Genomic DNA, 18,352 nt, shown 5'->3' with positions numbered 1-18,352 from the left:
TGACAGGCGTTCCGGCCGTGGGTGTTCTCCTACGGCACGGCGGCGGCCGTCTGTGCAGAATGCGCCGACCTCGCAGCCAGGACTCCCGATGCTCATCACTCTCGCCAGCGGCGCCACCATCGTCCTTTCCAGCTTCCTGCTGTTCCTCGTGCAGCCCATCCTGGCCAAGCAGATCCTGCCCTGGTTTGGCGGCAGCTCGGCGGTGTGGACGGTCAGCATGGTGTTCTTCCAGTGCGCGCTGCTGGCCGGCTACCTCTACGCCCACTGGTTGCAGGCGCGGCCGCCGCGCATGCAGCGCGTGGTGCACCTGACCCTGCTGGCCGCCGCACTGCTGACCCTGCCCATCGTGCCCGACGTCGTGTTCAAGCCGGCCGGCGAGGCCGACGCCGCCCGCGGCATCCTGGCACTGCTGGTGGTCACGGTGGGCCTGCCCTACATGTCGCTGGCCGCCACCTCGCCGCTGCTGCAGCGCTGGCTCAGCCAGGCCGTGGCGCCCGGGCAGCAGCGCCAGGTCTACCGGCTGTTCGCCTGGTCCAACGCGGGCTCGCTGGCGGCCCTGCTGGCCTACCCCTTTCTGGTGGAGCCCTGGTTCGACAGCGGCATCCAGTCGCGCGCCTGGAGCGTGGCCTATGGGGTGTTCGCGCTGGCGTGCGCCGGTGTGGCCTGGCGTGCCACCGGGGCCGGGGCGCCGGCTGCGCAGAACCCTGCCACGCCGGCCACCGAGCCCGTGCCAGGCCTGGGCCTGCACGCGGTGTGGACACTGCTGGCCATGCTGCCTTCGGCGCTGCTGCTCGCGGTGACCACGCACATGACACAGAACGTGGCCTCCATCCCCTTCCTGTGGATCGTGCCGCTGGCGCTGTACCTGCTGTCCTTCATGCTGGTGTTCGAAGGCCGCGGCGGGCGCGGCTGGTACCTGGGGCCGGTGGCGCGCCGGCTCTGGCTGCTGCCCACCCTGGCCGTGACCGTGGCCATGGCCTGGGCGCTGTCGGCCAGCAACGGCGTGCTGCACATCCGCATCGCGATCCCGCTGTTCGCCAGTGGGCTGTTCCTGGTCTGCATGGTCTGCCATGGCGAGATGGCGGCGTTGCGGCCGGCGCCGCAGCACCTCACGCGCTTTTACCTGTGCATGGCGCTGGGCGGCGCCATCGGCGGCCTGGGCGTGGGCCTGGCCGCGCCGCGTGTGCTGACGGCCTACTGGGAACTGCCGGGCCTGCTGCTGGCCACCACGCTGGTCGGCCTGCTGGCCGGCTGGCGCGCAGGTCTGGGCCGCTGGTCGTTGCGCGCGCTGCCGCTGGCAGCGGCGCTGGCGGCCGTGGGCGGCGTCAGCTGGTACGGGCTGCAATACGTGCGCGCGCTGCACCAGGGCAGCATCGCCAGCGTGCGCAACACCTACGGCATGCTGCGCGTGACCCAGGCCGGCAGCGGCGAGGAGGAAGTGCGCCGCCTGCTGCACGGCACCATCATGCATGGCGAGCAGTACACGGCCGACGACCGGCGCCGCTGGCCGACCAGCTACTACGGCGAGACCAGCGGCATCGGCCGCCTGCTGGCCACCAAGGGCGAGGCCGGGCCGCTGCGCGTGGGCTCGGTGGGCCTGGGCACCGGCACGCTGCTGAGCTATGCGCGGGCGGGTGACGACTACGTCGTCTACGAGCTCGACGCCCAGGTGGTCGAGGCCGCGCGGCGCTGGTTCCGCTACATCGCCGATGCGCCCACCGCGCCGCAGATGCGGCTGGGCGATGCGCGCCTGTCGATGGAGCGCGAGCTGGCCGAAGGCCAGCCGGGCGGCTACGACGTGATCGCGGTCGATGCGTTCTCCAGCGACTCGATCCCGGTGCACCTGCTCACGCGCGAGGCGCTGGGCGTGTACCTGGCGCACCTCAAACCCGGCGGGCTGGTGGCCTTCCACATTTCCAACCGCTACCTGGACCTCTCGCCCGTGGTGGCGCAGCTGGCGCAGGCCCATGGCCTTCAGGCCTGGCAGGTCGACGACAGCCCGGTCGAGGACCACCTGAGCTTCACGAGCTGGGTGCTGGTCGGCCGCAGCATCCCCGACCGCCTGCAGGAGGCCGGCTGGCTGTTGCCGCCCACGCCCGGGGCCCCGCTGTGGACGGACCAGTACAACAACCTGTTCAAGACGCTCAAGTTCTGAACGCAAGAAGGCCCGGCCCCCCCGAAGGAGAGCCGGGCCGGCAGGGGTGGCGGTGCGGTCAACCTTCCTCGACGAAGGCTTCCTCCCGCTTGCTGCGCACCGCCGGCAGCAGCACGATGGCCAGCAGCAGCACCGCACCGATCAGCAGGGCCGCCGAGATCGGCCGCGTGACGAACACGCCCCAGTCGCCGCGCGAGAGCAGCAGCGCGCGGCGCAGGTTCTCTTCCATCATCGGCCCCAGGATCAGGCCGAGCAGCAGCGGCGCCGGCTCGCATTCGAGCTTGTGGAAGATGTAGCCCAGGATGCCGAACCAGCCCAGCATCCAGACGTCGAAGGTGTTGTTGTTGGTCGAGTACACCCCGATCGCGCAGAACAGCACGATGGCCGGGAACAGCCAGTGGTAGGGCACGGACAGCAGCTTGATCCAGATGCCGATCAGCGGCAGGTTCAGGATGATCAGCATCGCGTTGCCGATCCACATCGAGGCGATCAGGCCCCAGAACAGCTCGGGGTTGCTGGTCATGACCTGCGGGCCGGGCTGGATGTTGTGGATGGTCATCGCGCCCACCATCAGCGCCATCACGGCGTTGCCGGGGATGCCCAGTGTCAGCAGCGGGATGAAGGAGGTCTGCGCACCGGCGTTGTTGGCCGATTCGGGCCCGGCCACGCCGCGGATGTTGCCTTCGCCGAACGGCACCTCGCCGGAGCGCAGCTTGAGCTTCTTCTCCAGCGCGTACGAGGCGAAGGCCGACAGCAGCGAGCCGCCGCCGGGCAGGATGCCCATGGAGCTGCCCAGCGCCGTGCCGCGCAGGATCGCCGGCACCATGTGCTTCCAGTCCTCCTTGGTCGGGAACAGGCCCTTCACATCGGCCGTGAAGACCTCGCGCTCCTCCTCGGGCTTGCCGAGGTTGGCTATGATCTCGCCGTAGCCGAACACGCCCATGGCGATCGCGATGAAGCTGATGCCATCGGTCAGTTCCGGGATGTCGAAGCTGTAGCGCGCCACGCCGGAGTTCACGTCGGTGCCGACCAGGCCGAACAGTAGGCCCAGCACGATCATGCTGATGGCCTTGAGCAGCGAGCCCGAGGCCAGCACCACGGCGCCGATCAGGCCCAGCACCATCAGCGAGAAGTACTCGGCCGGGCCGAACTTGAAGGCGATCTCGGTCAGCGGCGGCGCGAAGGCGGCCAGCACCAGCGTGGCCACGCTGCCCGCGAAGAACGAGCCGATGCCGGCGGCCGCGAGCGCGGCGCCACCACGCCCCTTCTTGGCCATCTGGTGGCCGTCGATCACGGTGACGACCGAGGATGATTCACCGGGCAGGTTGACCAGGATGGCGGTGGTCGAGCCGCCGTACTGCGAGCCGTAGTAGATGCCGGCCAGCATGATCAGCGCTGCCACCGGGGGCAGGGCGTAGGTGGCGGGCAGCAGCATGGCGATGGTGGCCACGGGGCCGACGCCGGGCAGCACGCCGATCAGCGTGCCCAGCAGGCAGCCGATGAAGGCGTAGAGCAGGTTCTGCAGCGTGAAGGCCGCGCTGAAGCCGAGCGAGAGATGGTCGAGCAGTTCCATGGTGGTCCTCAGCCGGTGATGAAGGAAGGCCAGACCTGGAACTGCAGGCTCAGCCCCATCACGAAGGTCAGGTAGCTGCCGATGGCCAGGATCACTGCCAGGATCAGCGAGCCGCGGAACACATAGCGGCTGCCCGCCATGCTGGAGATGATCACCGCCGCGAAGATCGCCGCGATCAGCCCCATGGCCGGGATGCCCAGCGAGGGCACGCCGCCCAGCAGCACGCCGAAGGCCAGGTTGGCGCCGACGATGTAGAGCAGCGGCTTCCAGGCGATGGCGCCGATCCGGCCGCCGTCCGTGCGCTGCGAGCGCAGCGAGCCCAGCAACACGAACGCGCCCATGCCGGCCAGCAGCGCCCCCAGCAGCATCGGAAAGTAGCCCGGGCCCATGCGCGCGGCACTGCCGACGGTGTAGTTGAAGGCGCCCAGCGAGAAGGCGGCGCCGAAGCCCATGAACATCAATCCGGACACGAAGTCCTTGCGACTTTTGATCTGCATGCGTGAGACGGGTGGAAATGGATGGAAGGACGGGCGCAGCCTGCACTGGCGAGAGGGCTGCGGCACCACGGCGGGAACCGGGCGACCCGTGAGGTCAGGTTCCAGTCAGATACATCATGTTATGAGGTGAACTGCATCACAGCATGAGTAATTCCACGTACACCCGACCCGGGGCTTCTACCGATTTCCGTACGACTTGCACTGCTAATATTTCAGGACAAAGAAGAGGACGAGGATCGCCATGGCCGACCGCAAGGGGGCAACCGACAAGCAGCGCTACGAGGCGCTGTCCGACTTTCGCTACCAGTTGCGCCGCTTCCTGCGCTTCAGCGAGGACGCCGCGCGCGCCGAGGGCATCACGGCGCTGCAGTACCAGTTGCTGCTGCACACGCAGGGCTTCGCCGGCCGCGAATGGGCCACCATCGGTGAGCTGGCAGACTGCCTGCAGGCGCAGCCGCACGGCGTGGTGGCGCTGGTCACGCGTTGCGAGGAGGCTGGCCTCGTCGAGCGCCATGCGAGCGCCACGGACCGGCGCCAGGTCGAGGTGCATCTGCTGCCGGCTGGCCGCCAGAAGCTGGCCCGGCTTGCCGCGCTGCATGCCGAGCAGCTGACCACGCTCAACGAGGCCGTGCGCATCGCGGCGAAGATCCGCGGTTGACGCTCCGATAATCCGCCCCGTCAACACCCTTCCTGCAGGAGACGGGCCCATGGCCTCCACGCTCAAGATCATTTCCTCGATGGCCACCAAGCAGGTGCTGGCCGAACTCGTCGCGCTCTACCAGAAAGACCATGCGGTGGACATCGCGCTCGAATCGGTGGGCGGCGTGGATGCCGCCAAGCGCGTGCAGGCCGGCGAGCCCTTCGACCTCGTGATGCTGGCGCAGGACGCCATCGACAAGCTCATCGCTGGCGGCGCTGTGCACGCCGGCAGCCGTGTGGACATCGTGCGTTCGGGCGTGGCCGTGGCCGTGCGCGCCGGCGCGCCGCGTCCGGACATTGGCAGCGAGGAGGCCGTGAAGGCCGCCGTGTTGGCCGCGCCCATCATCAGCTATTCCACCGGCCCGAGCGGTGTGCAACTGGTCAAGCTGTTCGAGCGCTGGGGCGTGGCCGAAGAGCTGAGGAGCCGCACCGTGCAGGCCCCGCCCGGCGTGCCCGTCGGCTCGCTCGTGGCCAAGGGCGAGGCGACGCTCGGCTTCCAGCAACTGGCCGAGCTGATCCACCTGCAGGGCATTGACCTGCTGGGCCCGCTGCCGCCTGCCGTGCAGATCACCACCGTGTTCTCGGGTGGCATCGCGGCCACGGCCAGCCAGCCGGACGCCGCGCGTGCGCTGCTGGCCTTCTTCGCCGCGCCGGCCGCGGCCGCGGCCAAGCAGCGCCAGGGCATGGAGCCGGCTTGAGGTTGCGGGCCTGGTGGCTCGCGCTGTGCACCGGCGCGGCGCTGGCGAAACCGCTGCCGGAGCTGCCCGACCCGGACCGTCTGGCCGGGCAGCTGCTGGGCGGTGAGCGCGGCGCCGCCGTCGTCGCGGTCGCGCGCGGTGCGCAGGTTCTGCGCGGCAGCGCCAGCCAGCCCGAGCGCGCCGTCGATGCCGATACCGCACTCTTCGAGATCGGCTCGGTCAGCAAGGTGTTCACGGGCCTGCTGCTGGCCCAGGCTGTGGAGCGCGGCGAGCTGTCGCTCGACGATACGCTGGGCCAGCGCCTGCCGCGCCAGACGCAGGGCACGCCCGTGGCCGCGCTCACGCTGCGCCAGCTGGTCACGCACAGCGCCTGCCTGCCGCGCACGCTGGCGGCCGACGGCCCCGACGCGGTGGCCGAGATCCGCACGCTGACGCCCACGCAGCTCTGGGACGCATTGCCGCAACTGGTGCTGGCCGGCCAGCCGCCCTGCGCGCCGCGCTACAGCAACTTGGGGCTGGCGCTGCTCGGCAACCTGCTGGCGCTGCACCACGGCCAGCCCTGGGAGACGCTGGTGCGCGAACGCATCGCCGTGCCGCTGGGCCTGCACGACACGGTGCAGACGCTGGATGCCACGCAGCGCGCGCGCATGCTGCCGGCTTTCGAGGGCGAAGCCGCGGCGCCGCTGTGGGACATGGATGCCTACGCCGGTGCCGGCGCGCTGCGCTCCAGCACGGCCGACCTGTTGCGCTTCGGCCAGGCCCTGCTGGCCGGCCGCGAGGGGCCGCTCGGGCCCGCGGCCGAACGCCTTCTGACACCGCTGGGCCGCTACGCGGGCGGCGAGATCGGCTACGGCATCCTGATCCTGGGTCCGCCGGAGCGCCGCGTGTACCTGCACGACGGACTGACCGGCGGCTACCGCACGCTGTGGATGCTGATGCCCGAAGGTCGGCAGGTGCTGGTGGCCAGCGCCAGCAATGCACGTGCGGCCCTGCCCACGCTGCGTGGCCGCGTGCTGGCGGCGCTGTTCCCGGTACCCTCCGAACCCGTCGCCGCGGCGCCGGCCCAGCTGGCACCCCTGGTCGGCGAGTACCGCAGCGGCGACGGCACGCTGTTCCGTGTGCTGTTGCATGAAGGCCAGCTGTATGCGCGGGGCGGCCGGCTGGGCTTCGCGCCGCTGGTGCCCGTCGGGGCGGGCCGCTTCGCGCGGCCCGAGCGCGGCCTGCTGCTGCAGTTCGATGCCCAGGCCGAGCCGGCACAACTCAGGGTGCAGCAGGGCGGCACGGAGCAGCGTGCACTGCGCAGCGCACGCGCGGTGGGCATGGCCATCCCCGCGCAGGCCGACCTGGCCGATGCCGTGGGCCGTTACCGCCTGCCCAATGGCGCGGAGTTCAGCATCCGTGCCGAGCCCGGCCAGCTGGTCGCGCGGCTGGCGCAGCAGCCGGCCTTCCCGGTGTTCGCGCGGCCGGGCCAGCGCGACCGCTACTTCTACGAAGTGGTGCCGGCGGAGTTGCAGTTCGTGCGCGATGCCGATGGCCGCATCGACGCGCTGGTACTGCATCAGAACGGCGAGCACCGCGCCGAACGCATCGACGCGATTCCCTGACTCAACGCTGCTGCAGCAGCTCCCTGTGCACCACCGCCTCCTGCGCGATGCGCTGCGCGAAGCCGCGCGGGCTGTCCAGCAGCGGCAGGTTGTTCACGGCCGTCAGCCGTTCCTGCAGCTCCGGCTCGGCCAGCACGGCGTTGACCTCGGTGTTGATCTGCTCGCGCAGGTCGGTCGGTGTGTCGCCCGGTGCGAACAGGCCGAACAGCGACCACAGGTTGGCGCCTGGGAAGCCGGCCTCGGCCAGCGTCTGCACGGCCGGCAGCACGGGCACGCGCGCCGGCGCGCCGACCGCCAGTGCCTGCAGCCGCCCCTTGCGCACATGGCCCAGCTGCACCGTGCCCACGTTGGTGGACAGCAGCTCGAACTGTCCGCCCAGCGCGTCGCTGATCTGCTGGCTGCCGCCCTTGTAGGGCACATGCGTGATCGCCACGCCGCTGGCGCGGCGCACCTGTTCCATGACCAGGTGGCCGGTGGTGCCCAGGCCCGAACTGGCCCAGCGCAGGCCGCTGGTGCCAGCGCGTGCCAGGGCCTCGGGCAGGTCGCGCGCGGCCAGCGCGGGCGTGGCCACGACCAGCACCGGGGTGGACATCACGCCGGCCACGGGTGCGATGTCGCGCTGTGGGTCGTAGCGCACCGGGCCCAGCAGCGGCGCCACCGTCAGCGGCGTGATGGCCGAGAAGCACAGCGTGTGGCCATCGGCCGGTGCCCGCGCCAGCGCGGCCATGGCCAGGGCGCCGCCAGCACCGGCGCGGTTCTCCACCACCACCGGCACGCCGATGCGCTGGGCCAGCCGCTCGGCCAGCACGCGCGTGATGTCGTCGCTGACGCCGCCGGTCGCGTAGGCCACCAGCAGGCGCAGCGGTCGGTTGGGCCAGGGCGTGCTGGCGCGGGCCGGTGCGCACAGCGCGGCGGCAGTGCCCAGCAGCAGCGTGCGGCGCGCGGTCATGCGGGCGCCCGGTCCAGGCTGCGCTGGGTCTTGCGGCGGTGCGCGGCGGCCAGCCGCTGCACCAGCGCGACGAAGGTGGCCGTGGGCCCGCTGCGGTCGGCCTCGCGCCAGGCCAGCGTGAGCGGTGCGTCAAGCCCCGCCGCCGGTTCCAGCGCGCGGTAGACGACGGCGTGCGGATGCACGCCGCGCATGGACGCCGGCACCACCGAGATGCCGGCACCGGCCGCGACCAGGTTCAGGTTGGTCATCATGCGTTCGACCTCGGCGGCGATGCGCACGCGCACGCCCTGTTGGGCGCACAGGGCCAACAGGTTGGCGTACAGCCCCGGCGCACCGGGACGCCGCACCAGCACCAGCGGCTGGTCCTGCAGGTCGTGCAGCGCCGCGCAGGCGGCCGTCCGCGCCAGCGCATGGCCACGCGGCACGGCCAGCACGGCCGGTTCGCTCAGCAGCTGCTGCAGCACCACGCCGGGCGGCGCGGACACCGGCACGCGCAGAAAGCCGCAGTGCAGCCGCGCGGCAGCCACGGCATCGGTGATCTCGGCGGCGTTGTTCTCGCGCACGGTCAGCTCGATGCCGGGGTAGCGGCTGCGGCAGGCGCGCAGGGTCTCGGGCGTGAAGGCATGGGCGGCGGCCGAGCTTGTGAAGCCGACCGACAGCGGGCCGTGCCGGCCGTCGCTGAGCGAGAGCATGCGCGCGCGCATGGCATCGAAGTCGGCCAGCAGGCGGCCGGCCTCGTCCTGCAGGCGCTGGCCGGCATCGGTCAGGCGCACGCCGCGTGGATGGCGCTGGAACAGCGGCATGCCCAGCTCGGTCTCCAGTGCCTTGATCTGCTGGCTCAGCGGCGGCTGCTGCACGCCCAGCTCCTCGGCCGCGCGCGTGATGTGGCCGGCCCGGGCCACGGCCAGGAAGTAGCGGAGCTGGCGCAGATCCATATCTTCATCATATCGAGAGGAGACGGATCGGGTCTTTGCCATCTGCGCGGCGGATACCTAGGATCGCGCCGGCTTGCGACAACACATTGGAGACACCATGGCATTGCCCACCCACGCGTTCCATCCGCTCGTCCGCCTGAGCGTCCTGCTGGCCGGTGGCCTGCTGCTCGGCGCCTGCGGCGGCGACGACGGCCCCGACGAGGCGGCGCCGCAGGCCGCCACCTGCCCGTCGGCCGTGCCGGCCACCGCGCGCTGCCTGCAGGGCCAGGATTCGGCCGGCGCCTACTACCTGATCGCCATGCCACAGGACTGGAACGGCCATCTCGTGCTGCACGCGCACGGCGGCCCCAGCCTGGACGCGCCCACCATGGAGCGCGCCACCGAAGACCTCACGCGCTGGGCCATCATGGTCAAGGCCGGCTATGCCTGGGCCGGCTCGACCTTCCGCCAGGGCGGCGTGGAAGTGCGCGCCGCGGCCGAGGACACCGAGCGCCTGCGCCGCATCTTCCGCGACCATGTGGCGCGGCCGCAGCGCACCATCCTGCACGGCCAGTCCTGGGGCGCGGGCGTGGCGGCCAAGGCGGCCGAGATGTTCACGGCCGCCAACGTGGGCAGCCAGCCCTACGACGCCGTGCTGCTGACCAGCGGCGTGCTGGCCGGCGGCACGCGCTCGTACGACTTCCGCACCGACCTGCGCGTGGTCTACCAGTACCTGTGCAACAACCACCCGCGGCCCAGCGAGGCGCAGTACCCGCTCCACATCGGCCTGCCGGCCGGCGTGACGATGGCGCAGGCCGACCTCAATGCACGCACGGCCGAGTGCCTGGGCCTGAACCTGCCGGCCGCGCAGCGCACCCCCGCGCAGCAGGCCAAGGTCGACACCATCGCCCGCGTGGTCCGCATCCCGGCCAGTGCCATCCAGGCCCACCTGAACTGGGGCACCTTCCACTTCCAGGACGTGGTGGCCAAACGCACGGGCGGCGCCAGCCCGTTCGGCAACACCGGCGCGGTCTACAGTGGCTCGGCCGACGACGCCGCGCTCAACGCCGGCGTGCTGCGCTACCGCGCCGACCCCGCGGCCGTGCAGCGCTTCGCGGCCGATACCGACCCCACCGGCCGCATCCCGGTGCCGGTGCTGAGCACCAAGTGGATCAGCGACCCGACCGCCTTCGTCGAACTGGACGCCTACTTCCGCCAGACCATGGAGAACGGCGGCAGCGGCGCGCGCCTGGTGCAGACCTTCACGCGCGAGGGCACGCACAGCTACATCAGCGATCCGACCTATCCCGCACTGCTGGCCGCGCTGCTGCGCTGGGTGGAGCAGGGCACCAAGCCCACGCCGGCCGAGATCGCCCAGCAGTGCCCCGGCTTCGAGGCGCAGTTCGGCGCCGGCTGCAGCTTCGTGCCGGACTACGTGCCGGCGGCGCTGGATACGCGCGTGGTGCCGCGGGATCGTCCGTGAAGGGCCCTGACGACAGTGACCGGGGTCACTCCCCGTCGGGCACGTACATGTAGCCCACGCTGCGCACGGTCTTGAGCACGCGGGGCTTGTCCGGGTTGGGCTCGATCTTGCGGCGCAGCCGCATCACGCGCAGGTCGATCGAGCGGTCCAGTGCGTCCCAGCTGCGGTTGTGGCCGTGGCTCATGATCTGGTCGCGGTTCAGCGGCCGGTTCGGATGCCGCGCGAACAGCGCCAGCAGGTCGAACTCGGTGGCCGACAACGGCACTTCGCTGCCGTCGTCGCAGCGCAGCAGCCGACGCGCATCGAGATCGAGTTCGCACAGGCCGAAGCGCGCGCGCCGCGGGTTCGGGGCCGGTGCCGCCGCGGGGCCGGACGTGAGCCGGCGCAGCAGGTTGCGCAGCCGCGCCAGCAGCTCGCGCGTCTCGAAGGGCTTGGTCACGTAGTCGTCGGCGCCGACCTCCAGGCCCACGATGCGATCCACCGGATCGGCCGCGCCGGTCAGCATGACCAGGCCCACGCGCGGATGGGTCTCGCGCAGCCAGCGCGCCAGCGACAGGCCGCTCTCGCCCGGCATGTTCACGTCCACCAGCACGAGGTCGGGCACCGCGGCGGCGATCAAGGCGCGCGCCTGCCCCGCATCGGCTGCCGTACGCACGTCGAAATTGTTGTGGACGAAGTAGCGCGCGAGCACGTCGCGCAGCGCGGCTTCGTCGTCGACCACCAGCAGCCGCGGCCGGTTGGCGCTGTCCAGCGGCTCCATCTGCGGCTCTCCTTGACGGGATGGGACGGGGCGGATTGTAGGCGCGGCATGCGCTATGCTGGGCCGCCCCAGAACGGCCTTGTGCCCACCATGCGCGCCGATTCCGCCGCTCCGTCCGCCACCACCGGCTTTGCCGCGCAGCTCATCGCGCATGCGCGCGATGGCGTGCTCGCCACCGATGTGGCAGGCCGCGTGGTCGAGTGCAATCCAGCTGCCGAACGCCTGCTCGGCTGGCCGCGCAGCGAGGCCCTGGGCCAGCCGCTGGCCGCGCTGCTGGTGCCGCTGCATGCCGACGAACTGCATGCCAGCGGCCTGCAGGCCTACCTGCGTTCGGGCGAAATGCGCGGCCTGGATGGGCTGCTCGAACTCGACGTGCTGCGCCGCGATGGCCGGGCCATCACACTGGAGCTGTCGGTGTTCTCGCTGCCGGGCGAGGGCGTCGCGGGGCTGTTCCTGCGCGACGTGTCCGAGCGCCAGTCCACCCAGCGCGCGCTGCGCCAGTCCGAGGCGCGCTACCGCGCGTTGGTGGAGCACCTGGGGCAGGGCATGGCCGTGATCCAGCATGGCCGCGTGGCGTTCTGGAATGCGCGCGCGCTGGCCGTCATGCGGCTGCAGGCCGGCGACGTGGAAGGTGCCGACTACCTGCAGTGGCTGCACCCGGACGACCGTGGCCTGGCTGCCGTGCGCCAGCAGGCGCGCCAGCGCGGCGACCGGGCCGAGCACCGCTACGAGCTGCGCCGGCTGTTGCCGGATGGCGAGTTGCGCTGGCTGGACGTGCACGCCACCGTCGTGCCCTGGGGCGGCGAGCCCGCCACCATGGTGTTCTTCTCCGACATCACCGAGGCCAAGGCCACGCGCGCGGCATTGCTGGCCTCGGAGGAGCGCTTTCGCGCCGTGCTCGAGCACCTCAGCGAGGGCATGGTCGTGGTCCAGGACGAGAAGATCGTCTACGCCAACCCGCGTGCCGCGCAGATCGTCGACATGCCGCTGGCGCAGATGCAGCAGATCGGCTTTCTCACGCGCGTGCACCCCGAGGACCAGGCCATGGTGCTGGAGCGCCAGCGCCAGCGCCTGGCGGGTGGCAGCCCGCCCGACCACTACGAACTGCGCCTGCTGCTGCCCGGCGGCGTGGTGCGCTGGATCGCCATCGGCGTGGCCGTCGTGCCCTGGGGTGGCGCGCCCGCGGCGCTGATCTTCTTCACCGACATCACCGAGCACAAGGCCATGACGGAGGAGATCCGTGTGTCCGAGCAGCGCATGCGGGCCGTGGTCGAGCATGCGGGCGAAGGCACGATGGTGGTGATCGAGACCGACAGGCCGGTGTTCGTGAACCTGCGCGCGCTGGAGATCCTGCGCATGACGCGCGCCGAGCTCGATGCGCGCGGTTACCTGCAGCTGCTGCACCCGGACGACCGCGCCATGGTGGTGGACCGGCGCCGGCGCCGGCTGGCCGGCGAGCCCGTGGAGAGCCGCTACGAGGTGCGGCTGCTGGACGGCGACGGCGCGCAGCGCTGGATCGAGATGGGCACCACCATCGTGCCCTGGTCGGGCCAGCGCGCCACGCTGACCTTCTTCACCGACATCACCGACCGCAAGATGATGCTGGAGGCGCTGCACCGTTCCGAAGAGCGCTACCGCGCCGTCGTCGAGCATGTGGGCGAGGGCATGGTCGTGGTGCAGGACGAGCGCTTCGTTTTCGTCAACGAACGCGCGCTGCAGATCGCGCGCCGGACGCGCCGCGAACTGCTGGGCCAGAGTTTCGTCGAGCCCGTGCACCCGCAAGACCGCGCCATGGTCGCCGAACGCCAGCGCCAGCGCGTGGCCGGCGAGCCCGTGCCCGACCGCTACGAGCTGCGCCTGCAGCATGCGGACGGCAGCACCACCTGGATCGAGATCGGCGTGACCCAGGTGCCCTGGGAGGGCAAGAGCGCCTCGCTCGGCTTCTTCTCCGACGTGAGCCGGCGCAAGGCGCTGGAGGCGCGGCTGCGCGAGACGCTGGCCGAGCGCGAGACCATCCTGGAGAACTCGCGCGTGGGCATCGCCTTCCTGACGCAGGACCGCCAGCTGCGCTGGGCCAACCGCGCCATGGGCCGCATCTTCCGCACCGACCGCGCGCTGCGCAGCGCGCCGAACTGGGGCGAGGTAGCGTTCGACTCCCTGTTCCCCACGCCCGACGACCATGTCCGCACCAGCGCCGCGATCGACGCGCGCATGGCCGCGCAGCAGCCCTACGAGGCCGAGCTGCAGCTGCGCCGGCGCGACGGCGCGCTGTTCTGGGCCTCCGTCACGGGCACGGCCGTCAGCTCCGTTGACGCCACGCGCGGCACGGTCTGGACCGTGATGGACGTGACCGAGCGCAAGGAGCTCGAGGTGGCGCTGCAGCGCACCCTGTCCGAGCGCGAAGCCATCTTCGCCAGCGTGCTGGTGGGCATCGCCTTCAACGTGAACCGGCACATCCGCTGGGTCAACGACAAGTTCCTGGAAATCATGGGCTACAGCCGCGAGGAGCTGAGCGGCCAGCCCTCGCGCATGCTGTACCCGGACGAGGAGAGCTACCAGCGCGAGGGCGCCTTGACAGCCGAGCACCTGCGCCGCGACGGCCACTACACCAGCGAGCGCCAGATGGTGCGCAAGAACGGCGAGCGCATCTGGGTGCAGCTGGCCGGGCGCTGCGTGTTCGGCAAGAACCCCGAGGCCGGCGCGATCTGGACCTTCCTGGACATCACCGACCGCAAGCGCGCGGAGGACGACATCCGCGCCGCGCTGGTGCGCCAGCAGGAACTCAACGTGCTGCGCTCGCGCTTCGTGGCCATGACCAGCCACGAATTCCGCACCCCGCTGGCCACCATCCTGTCCTCGGCCGAGCTCGTCGCGCACTACGGCGAGCGCATGCCGGTGCAGGAGCAGCAGGAGGTGCTGCAGGGCATCGTCTCCGGCGTGCAGCGCATGACCGCCATGCTGGACCGCATGCTGCTGATCGGCCGGGCCGATGCCCAGATGCTGGACTGCCGGCCGCAGCCCCTGGACCTGGCCGCGCTGTGCCGCCACTGCGCCGAGGAGGCGCGCAGCCAGTACCCCGAGCGCGCCGGCGACATCGTCGTCGCCTACTGCAGCGCCCGGCCCGAGGGCCAGTTCGACGAACGCCTGCTGCGCCATGTGCTGGGCAACCTGCTGTCCAACGCCGTCAAGTACTCGCCCCAGGGCGGCCAGGTCTGCCTGCGGGTCAGCGACGACGGCGCGCGCCGCGTGTTCGAGGTCAGCGACCACGGCATCGGCATTCCGCTGGCCGAGCAGGCGCACCTGTTCGAGACCTTCCACCGCGCCAGCAACGTGGGCGCGATCCCGGGCACCGGCCTGGGCCTGGCGATCGCCAAGAAGGCGGTGGAGGCCCATGGCGGCAGCATCGAGGTGCTGAGCGAAGCCGGACGGGGCAGCTGTTTCCGGGTGCTGCTGTGAGTGCGGCACCAGCGACCGGCGCCAGCATCCTGGTGGCCGAGGACGAGCCGGAGATCCGCGCCAACCTGCAGCGCCTGCTGCGGCTGGAGGGCTACCGCGTCAGCGTGGTGGCGGATGGGCGGGCGGCTCTGGCTGCGCTGCAGGCGCACACGCCCGACTTGCTGCTGACCGACGCGATGATGCCCGAACTCGACGGCGAGACGCTGCTGCGCATGCTGCGCGCCGAGGCCCGCTACAGGGCGCTGCCGGTGCTGCTGCTGACCGCGCGCGCGGACGCGGAAGACCGCGCGCGCGCGCTGCAGGCCGGCGCCAGCGCGGTCGTGACCAAGCCGTTCCAGCGGGCCGTGCTGCTGGACTGCATTCGCGGCCTGCTGGCCGGCGACAGCGCATGAACCGTCGTTGGCGGGTGGCCGGCCAGCTGGCCGTGCTGGGCGCGACGCTGGCCCTGGCCCTGGCCGTGGTGCTGGCCGATCCGGCCTGGCTGCGCGCCATGCGCCATGCGGTGTTCGACCAGTACCAGCGCTGGCAGCCACGTGCGGCGCAGGACATGGGCGTGCGCATCGTCGACGTGGACGAGGAGAGCCTGGCGCGGCTGGGCCAATGGCCCTGGCCCCGCACGCGCATGGCCGAGCTGGTCGACCGCGCCCGCGCCGGCGGGGCTGCGGTGGTCGGTTTCGACGCCGTGTTCGCCGAGCCCGACCGCAGCGCGCCGCGGGCCCTGCCGCAGCTGGCCGCGCTGCCGGCCGCCGCGCGTGCCGCGGTGCTGGCCCTGCCCGACCCGGATGCCCGCTTCGCCGCCAGCCTGACCGGTGCCCCGGCGGTGCTGGGCTTTTCCTTGCGGCCCGATGGCACCGCGGCCGAACTGCCCGAGCGCGCGCGCTACGTGCAGCTGGGCGTGCCGGCGCTGGCCTACGTGCCGCAGGGCGGCAGCGTGGTGGCGCCGCTGCCGCTGCTGGCGCAGGCGGCGGCCGGGCTGGGTGCGCTGTCCTTCCTGCCCGATGGCGACGGCGTGCTGCGCCGTGTGCCGCTGGTGCTGCGCACGGGTGAGCGGCTGCTGCCCTCGCTGTCGGTGGAGATGCTGCGCGTGGCCCAGGGCCAGCACAACATCCTGCTGCGCGCCGACGGCGGTGCCACCGGTGGCCTGCGCGAGCTGCGGGTGGGCCGCCATGCGCTGCCGGTCACGGCCGACGGCGAGCTCTGGCTGCACTTCGGCCGTGGCGACCCGGCGCGCCGCATCCCGGCCTGGCAGCTGCTGCAGGGCCAGGTCGATGGGGCGGCCCTGCGTGGCCGCCTGCTGCTGGTGGGCAGCTCGGCCCAGGGCCTACAGGACCTGCGCTTCACGCCGCTGGGCAGCGTGGTGCCCGGCGTGGAGGTGCATGCGCAGGCGCTGGAGCAGATGCTGTCCGGCACGCTGCTGCAGCGGCCCGCCGAGATGGAGGCGCTGGAGGCGCTGGCGCTGCTGCTGGGCGGCCTGCTGGTCGGCGCGCTGGCGCTGCGGCGCGGGCCGCTGCCGTCGGCGGCAGCTCTGCTGGCGGTGCTGGGCCTGTTCGCGGGCCTGGGCTGGTGGGCCTTCTCGGCCCAGCGCCTCTTGGTCGACCCGCTGACGCCGGCGCTCGGCGTGCTGGCCGCCTTCCTCGTGCCCAGCGTGGTGCGCTACCAGGCCAGCGAGCAGCGTCGGCGTTGGCTGGCGCGTGCCTTCTCGCGCTACGTCTCGCCCAACCTGGTCTCGCACATCGTGCGGCACCCCGAGCAACTGGCGCTGTCGGGAGAGCGGCGCGAGTGCAGCTTCATCTTCACCGACCTGGCCGGCTTCACGGGGCTCATGGAACGCATCGATCCAGCCGACGCCGTGGGCCTGCTCAACGGCTACCTGGACGGCATGATCGCCATCGTGTTCCGCCACCAGGGCACGCTGGACCGCATCATCGGCGATGCGCTGGCCATCATGTTCTCGGCCCCGCTGGACCAGCACGACCACCGCCAGCGCGCCTACGACTGTGCGCTGGAGATGCAGCGCTTCGCCCACGCCTATGCGCAGGGCCGCCCGCTGGGGCACACGCGCATCGGCGTGCACAGCGGTGACGTCATCATCGGCAACTTCGGCGGACGCACCATGTTCGACTACCGCGCCCTGGGCGATGCCGTGAACACCGCCTCGCGGCTCGAAGGCGCCAACAAGTACCTGGGCACGCGCGTCTGCGTGTCCGAGGCCCTGCTGGCGGGCTGCACCGGGGCGCAGGTGCGTCCTGTCGCACGGCTGCTGCCCAAGGGCAAGATCCAACCGCTGCGCGTGTTCCAGCCGCTGCACGACGGCCTGCCGGGCCCGGTGGACCCGGCGGCCCTGGCGGCCTATCGACAGGCCTATGCAGCGCTGGAGGACGGGGCGCCCGAGGCGTTGGCGCTGTTCGAGGCGCTGGCCTTGCGGCAGCCGGACGATGCGCTCGTGCGCATGCACCTGGAGCGCCTGCGCCGCGGCGAGCGCGGCGACCTCATCGTGCTCGACGGGAAGTGATCAGCGCACTGTGACCTCGACGCGCCGGTTGCGCGGCTCGGCGGCCTCGTCCGGCGTGGGCACCAGCAGGTTGGTCTCGCCGTGCGAGGTGATCTCCACATGCTGGGCGGCGGCGATGGCGTCCTTGAGCAGCTGGCCGACCTGTTCGGCCCGGCGCAGTGCCAGTGCGGCGTTCTGCTCGGCGCTGCCCACGGTGTCGGTGTGGCCGATGATGGACACATCGGCGGTCGGGCGGCTCTTCACGTCGGCCAGGATGTCGGCCAGCAGCGCCTGGGAGGCGGCCGTGATCTGTGCATTGCCCACGTCGAAGTACAGCAGGAACACGCGCGGCGCGCGCGGCTGGGCCGCCATGGCCGCACCGGCGTCGCGCTGCAGCTGCTCGGGGCTCACGCTGAACACCGTGGCCGGACCGTCCAGCGCCACGGCTTCGCGCGGCCCCTTCAGCTCGGCAGCCCCGGTGGGGCTGCTGTAGACCACGCGCCCGGTGCTGCCGTCGGCGTTCTCCAGCAGTGCGACGTAGGCCCGCGGCGGTGCCGGCGGCGTCGCGCAGCCGGCCAGCAGCAGGGCGGCGAGCAGGGCGGAGCAGTGCCGCATCACGGCTGCACCACCGCGACGAAGCGCGTGCCGCGCACGCCGATGATGCCGGTCGGCGTCTTGATCTTCACGGCCTCGGGCTTGAGCCTGGCGATGGCGCCCGACACGTACTGCAGGCTGCCGGCGGCGATGCTGCCGCCCAGTTGCAGGCGGCCCTCGGCCGGCGCGAACAGGAAGTCTTCCAGCGTGAAGCTGGTCGACGGTCCGAAGGACAGCATGGTGTTGTCCTTGAGCGTGATGCCCAGGCTGCCGTCCGCGCCGGTGCGCACCATGTCGCCGACCGCGAGCGCCATGCCGGGCTGGGCCGGCACGGTCCTGCCGGCCGAGACGATGCTGGCCTGGCCGCTGGTGGTCTTCACATAGCCGGCGGCCTGCGCCATGGCGCTGCCGGCGGTCAGTGTCAGGGCGGCGCCGAACAAAAGAAGAAGCTGTTTCATGGGGAGCCTGTGCGAGGCGCG

Annotated in this window: 15 protein-coding genes; 8 read left to right on the top strand and 7 right to left on the bottom strand. The window is 71.9% G+C overall.

From position 1 onward, the window contains the following. Positions 1-88 precede the first annotated feature (88 nt). Positions 89-2,155, top strand: coding sequence for a spermidine synthase (locus ACSQ4M_RS01725; RefSeq protein ID WP_436187959.1), 2,067 nt, complete (start codon positions 89-91; stop codon positions 2,153-2,155). Between the two features lie 58 nt (positions 2,156-2,213). Here ACSQ4M_RS01725 and ACSQ4M_RS01720 read toward each other — a convergent pair whose 3' ends face one another. Both ACSQ4M_RS01720 and ACSQ4M_RS01715 read right to left on the bottom strand, forming a co-directional pair. Next, entirely contained in the window at positions 2,214-3,728 is a 1,515-nt protein-coding gene (locus tag ACSQ4M_RS01720; protein WP_436187958.1) for a tripartite tricarboxylate transporter permease, read from the bottom strand. An 8-nt stretch (positions 3,729-3,736) separates the two neighbouring features. Beyond that, entirely contained in the window at positions 3,737-4,225 is a 489-nt protein-coding gene (locus ACSQ4M_RS01715) for a tripartite tricarboxylate transporter TctB family protein (RefSeq protein WP_436187957.1), read from the bottom strand. 241 nt (positions 4,226-4,466) lie between these two features. Here ACSQ4M_RS01715 and ACSQ4M_RS01710 point away from each other — a divergent pair, with 241 nt between their 5' ends. The 3 genes from ACSQ4M_RS01710 to ACSQ4M_RS01700 are packed head-to-tail and all read left to right on the top strand — an operon-like array spanning position 4,467 to position 7,226. Next, positions 4,467-4,883, top strand: coding sequence for a MarR family winged helix-turn-helix transcriptional regulator (locus tag ACSQ4M_RS01710; RefSeq protein WP_436187956.1), 417 nt, complete (start codon positions 4,467-4,469; stop codon positions 4,881-4,883). A gap of 49 nt (positions 4,884-4,932) precedes the next feature. Then, a complete protein-coding gene (locus ACSQ4M_RS01705; protein WP_436187955.1) occupies positions 4,933-5,622 on the top strand; it encodes a substrate-binding domain-containing protein in 690 nt (229 codons plus the stop codon). Beyond that, positions 5,619-7,226: a serine hydrolase gene (locus tag ACSQ4M_RS01700; protein WP_436187954.1), complete on the top strand. Its 1,608-nt coding sequence runs from the start codon at positions 5,619-5,621 to the stop codon at positions 7,224-7,226. Before ACSQ4M_RS01705 ends, ACSQ4M_RS01700 begins: the two co-directional genes overlap by 4 nt. A 1-nt stretch (position 7,227) precedes the next feature. Here the strand turns inward: ACSQ4M_RS01700 and ACSQ4M_RS01695 are convergent, their stop codons facing one another. Continuing rightward, entirely contained in the window at positions 7,228-8,175 is a 948-nt protein-coding gene (locus tag ACSQ4M_RS01695; protein ID WP_436187953.1) for a Bug family tripartite tricarboxylate transporter substrate binding protein, read from the bottom strand. Further along, complete coding sequence (locus ACSQ4M_RS01690; protein ID WP_436187952.1) at positions 8,172-9,110, bottom strand: LysR family transcriptional regulator; 939 nt, start codon at positions 9,108-9,110, stop codon at positions 8,172-8,174. Before ACSQ4M_RS01690 ends, ACSQ4M_RS01695 begins: the two co-directional genes overlap by 4 nt. Positions 9,111-9,213: 103 nt before the next feature. Between ACSQ4M_RS01690 and ACSQ4M_RS01685 the strand changes: the two genes are divergently transcribed. Continuing rightward, on the top strand, positions 9,214-10,572 hold the full coding sequence (locus ACSQ4M_RS01685) for a hypothetical protein (RefSeq protein WP_436193951.1): 1,359 nt from the start codon (positions 9,214-9,216) through the stop codon (positions 10,570-10,572). Positions 10,573-10,597: 25 nt separating this feature from the next. Here the strand turns inward: ACSQ4M_RS01685 and ACSQ4M_RS01680 are convergent, their stop codons facing one another. Next, complete coding sequence (locus ACSQ4M_RS01680; protein WP_436187951.1) at positions 10,598-11,332, bottom strand: response regulator; 735 nt, start codon at positions 11,330-11,332, stop codon at positions 10,598-10,600. A 90-nt stretch (positions 11,333-11,422) separates the two neighbouring features. Here ACSQ4M_RS01680 and ACSQ4M_RS01675 point away from each other — a divergent pair, with 90 nt between their 5' ends. The 3 genes from ACSQ4M_RS01675 to ACSQ4M_RS01665 are packed head-to-tail and all read left to right on the top strand — an operon-like array spanning position 11,423 to position 17,300. Beyond that, the gene (locus tag ACSQ4M_RS01675; RefSeq protein WP_436187950.1) at positions 11,423-14,788 is read left to right on the top strand and encodes a PAS domain S-box protein; all 3,366 of its coding nucleotides are present in this window, start codon (positions 11,423-11,425) and stop codon (positions 14,786-14,788) included. Next, complete coding sequence (locus tag ACSQ4M_RS01670; protein WP_436187949.1) at positions 14,785-15,180, top strand: response regulator; 396 nt, start codon at positions 14,785-14,787, stop codon at positions 15,178-15,180. The genes ACSQ4M_RS01675 and ACSQ4M_RS01670 overlap by 4 nt, the downstream gene beginning before the upstream one ends. Beyond that, a complete protein-coding gene (locus ACSQ4M_RS01665) occupies positions 15,177-17,300 on the top strand; it encodes a CHASE2 domain-containing protein (RefSeq protein ID WP_436187948.1) in 2,124 nt (707 codons plus the stop codon). Before ACSQ4M_RS01670 ends, ACSQ4M_RS01665 begins: the two co-directional genes overlap by 4 nt. On the opposite strand, the gene ACSQ4M_RS01660 is transcribed toward ACSQ4M_RS01665, so the two are convergent. Both ACSQ4M_RS01660 and ACSQ4M_RS01655 read right to left on the bottom strand, forming a co-directional pair. After that, positions 17,301-17,894, bottom strand: coding sequence for an OmpA family protein (locus tag ACSQ4M_RS01660; protein WP_436187947.1), 594 nt, complete (start codon positions 17,892-17,894; stop codon positions 17,301-17,303). Then, the gene (locus ACSQ4M_RS01655) at positions 17,894-18,331 is read right to left on the bottom strand and encodes a FecR family protein (protein ID WP_436187946.1); all 438 of its coding nucleotides are present in this window, start codon (positions 18,329-18,331) and stop codon (positions 17,894-17,896) included. Before ACSQ4M_RS01655 ends, ACSQ4M_RS01660 begins: the two co-directional genes overlap by 1 nt. Positions 18,332-18,352: the final 21 nt, after the last annotated feature.

It is taken from the genome of Pseudorhodoferax sp. LjRoot39, assembly GCF_964253035.1.
In the GTDB taxonomy this organism is placed as follows: Bacteria; Pseudomonadota; Gammaproteobacteria; order Burkholderiales; family Burkholderiaceae_C; genus Pseudorhodoferax.
This window is presented reverse-complemented; position numbering and strand designations above follow the sequence as displayed.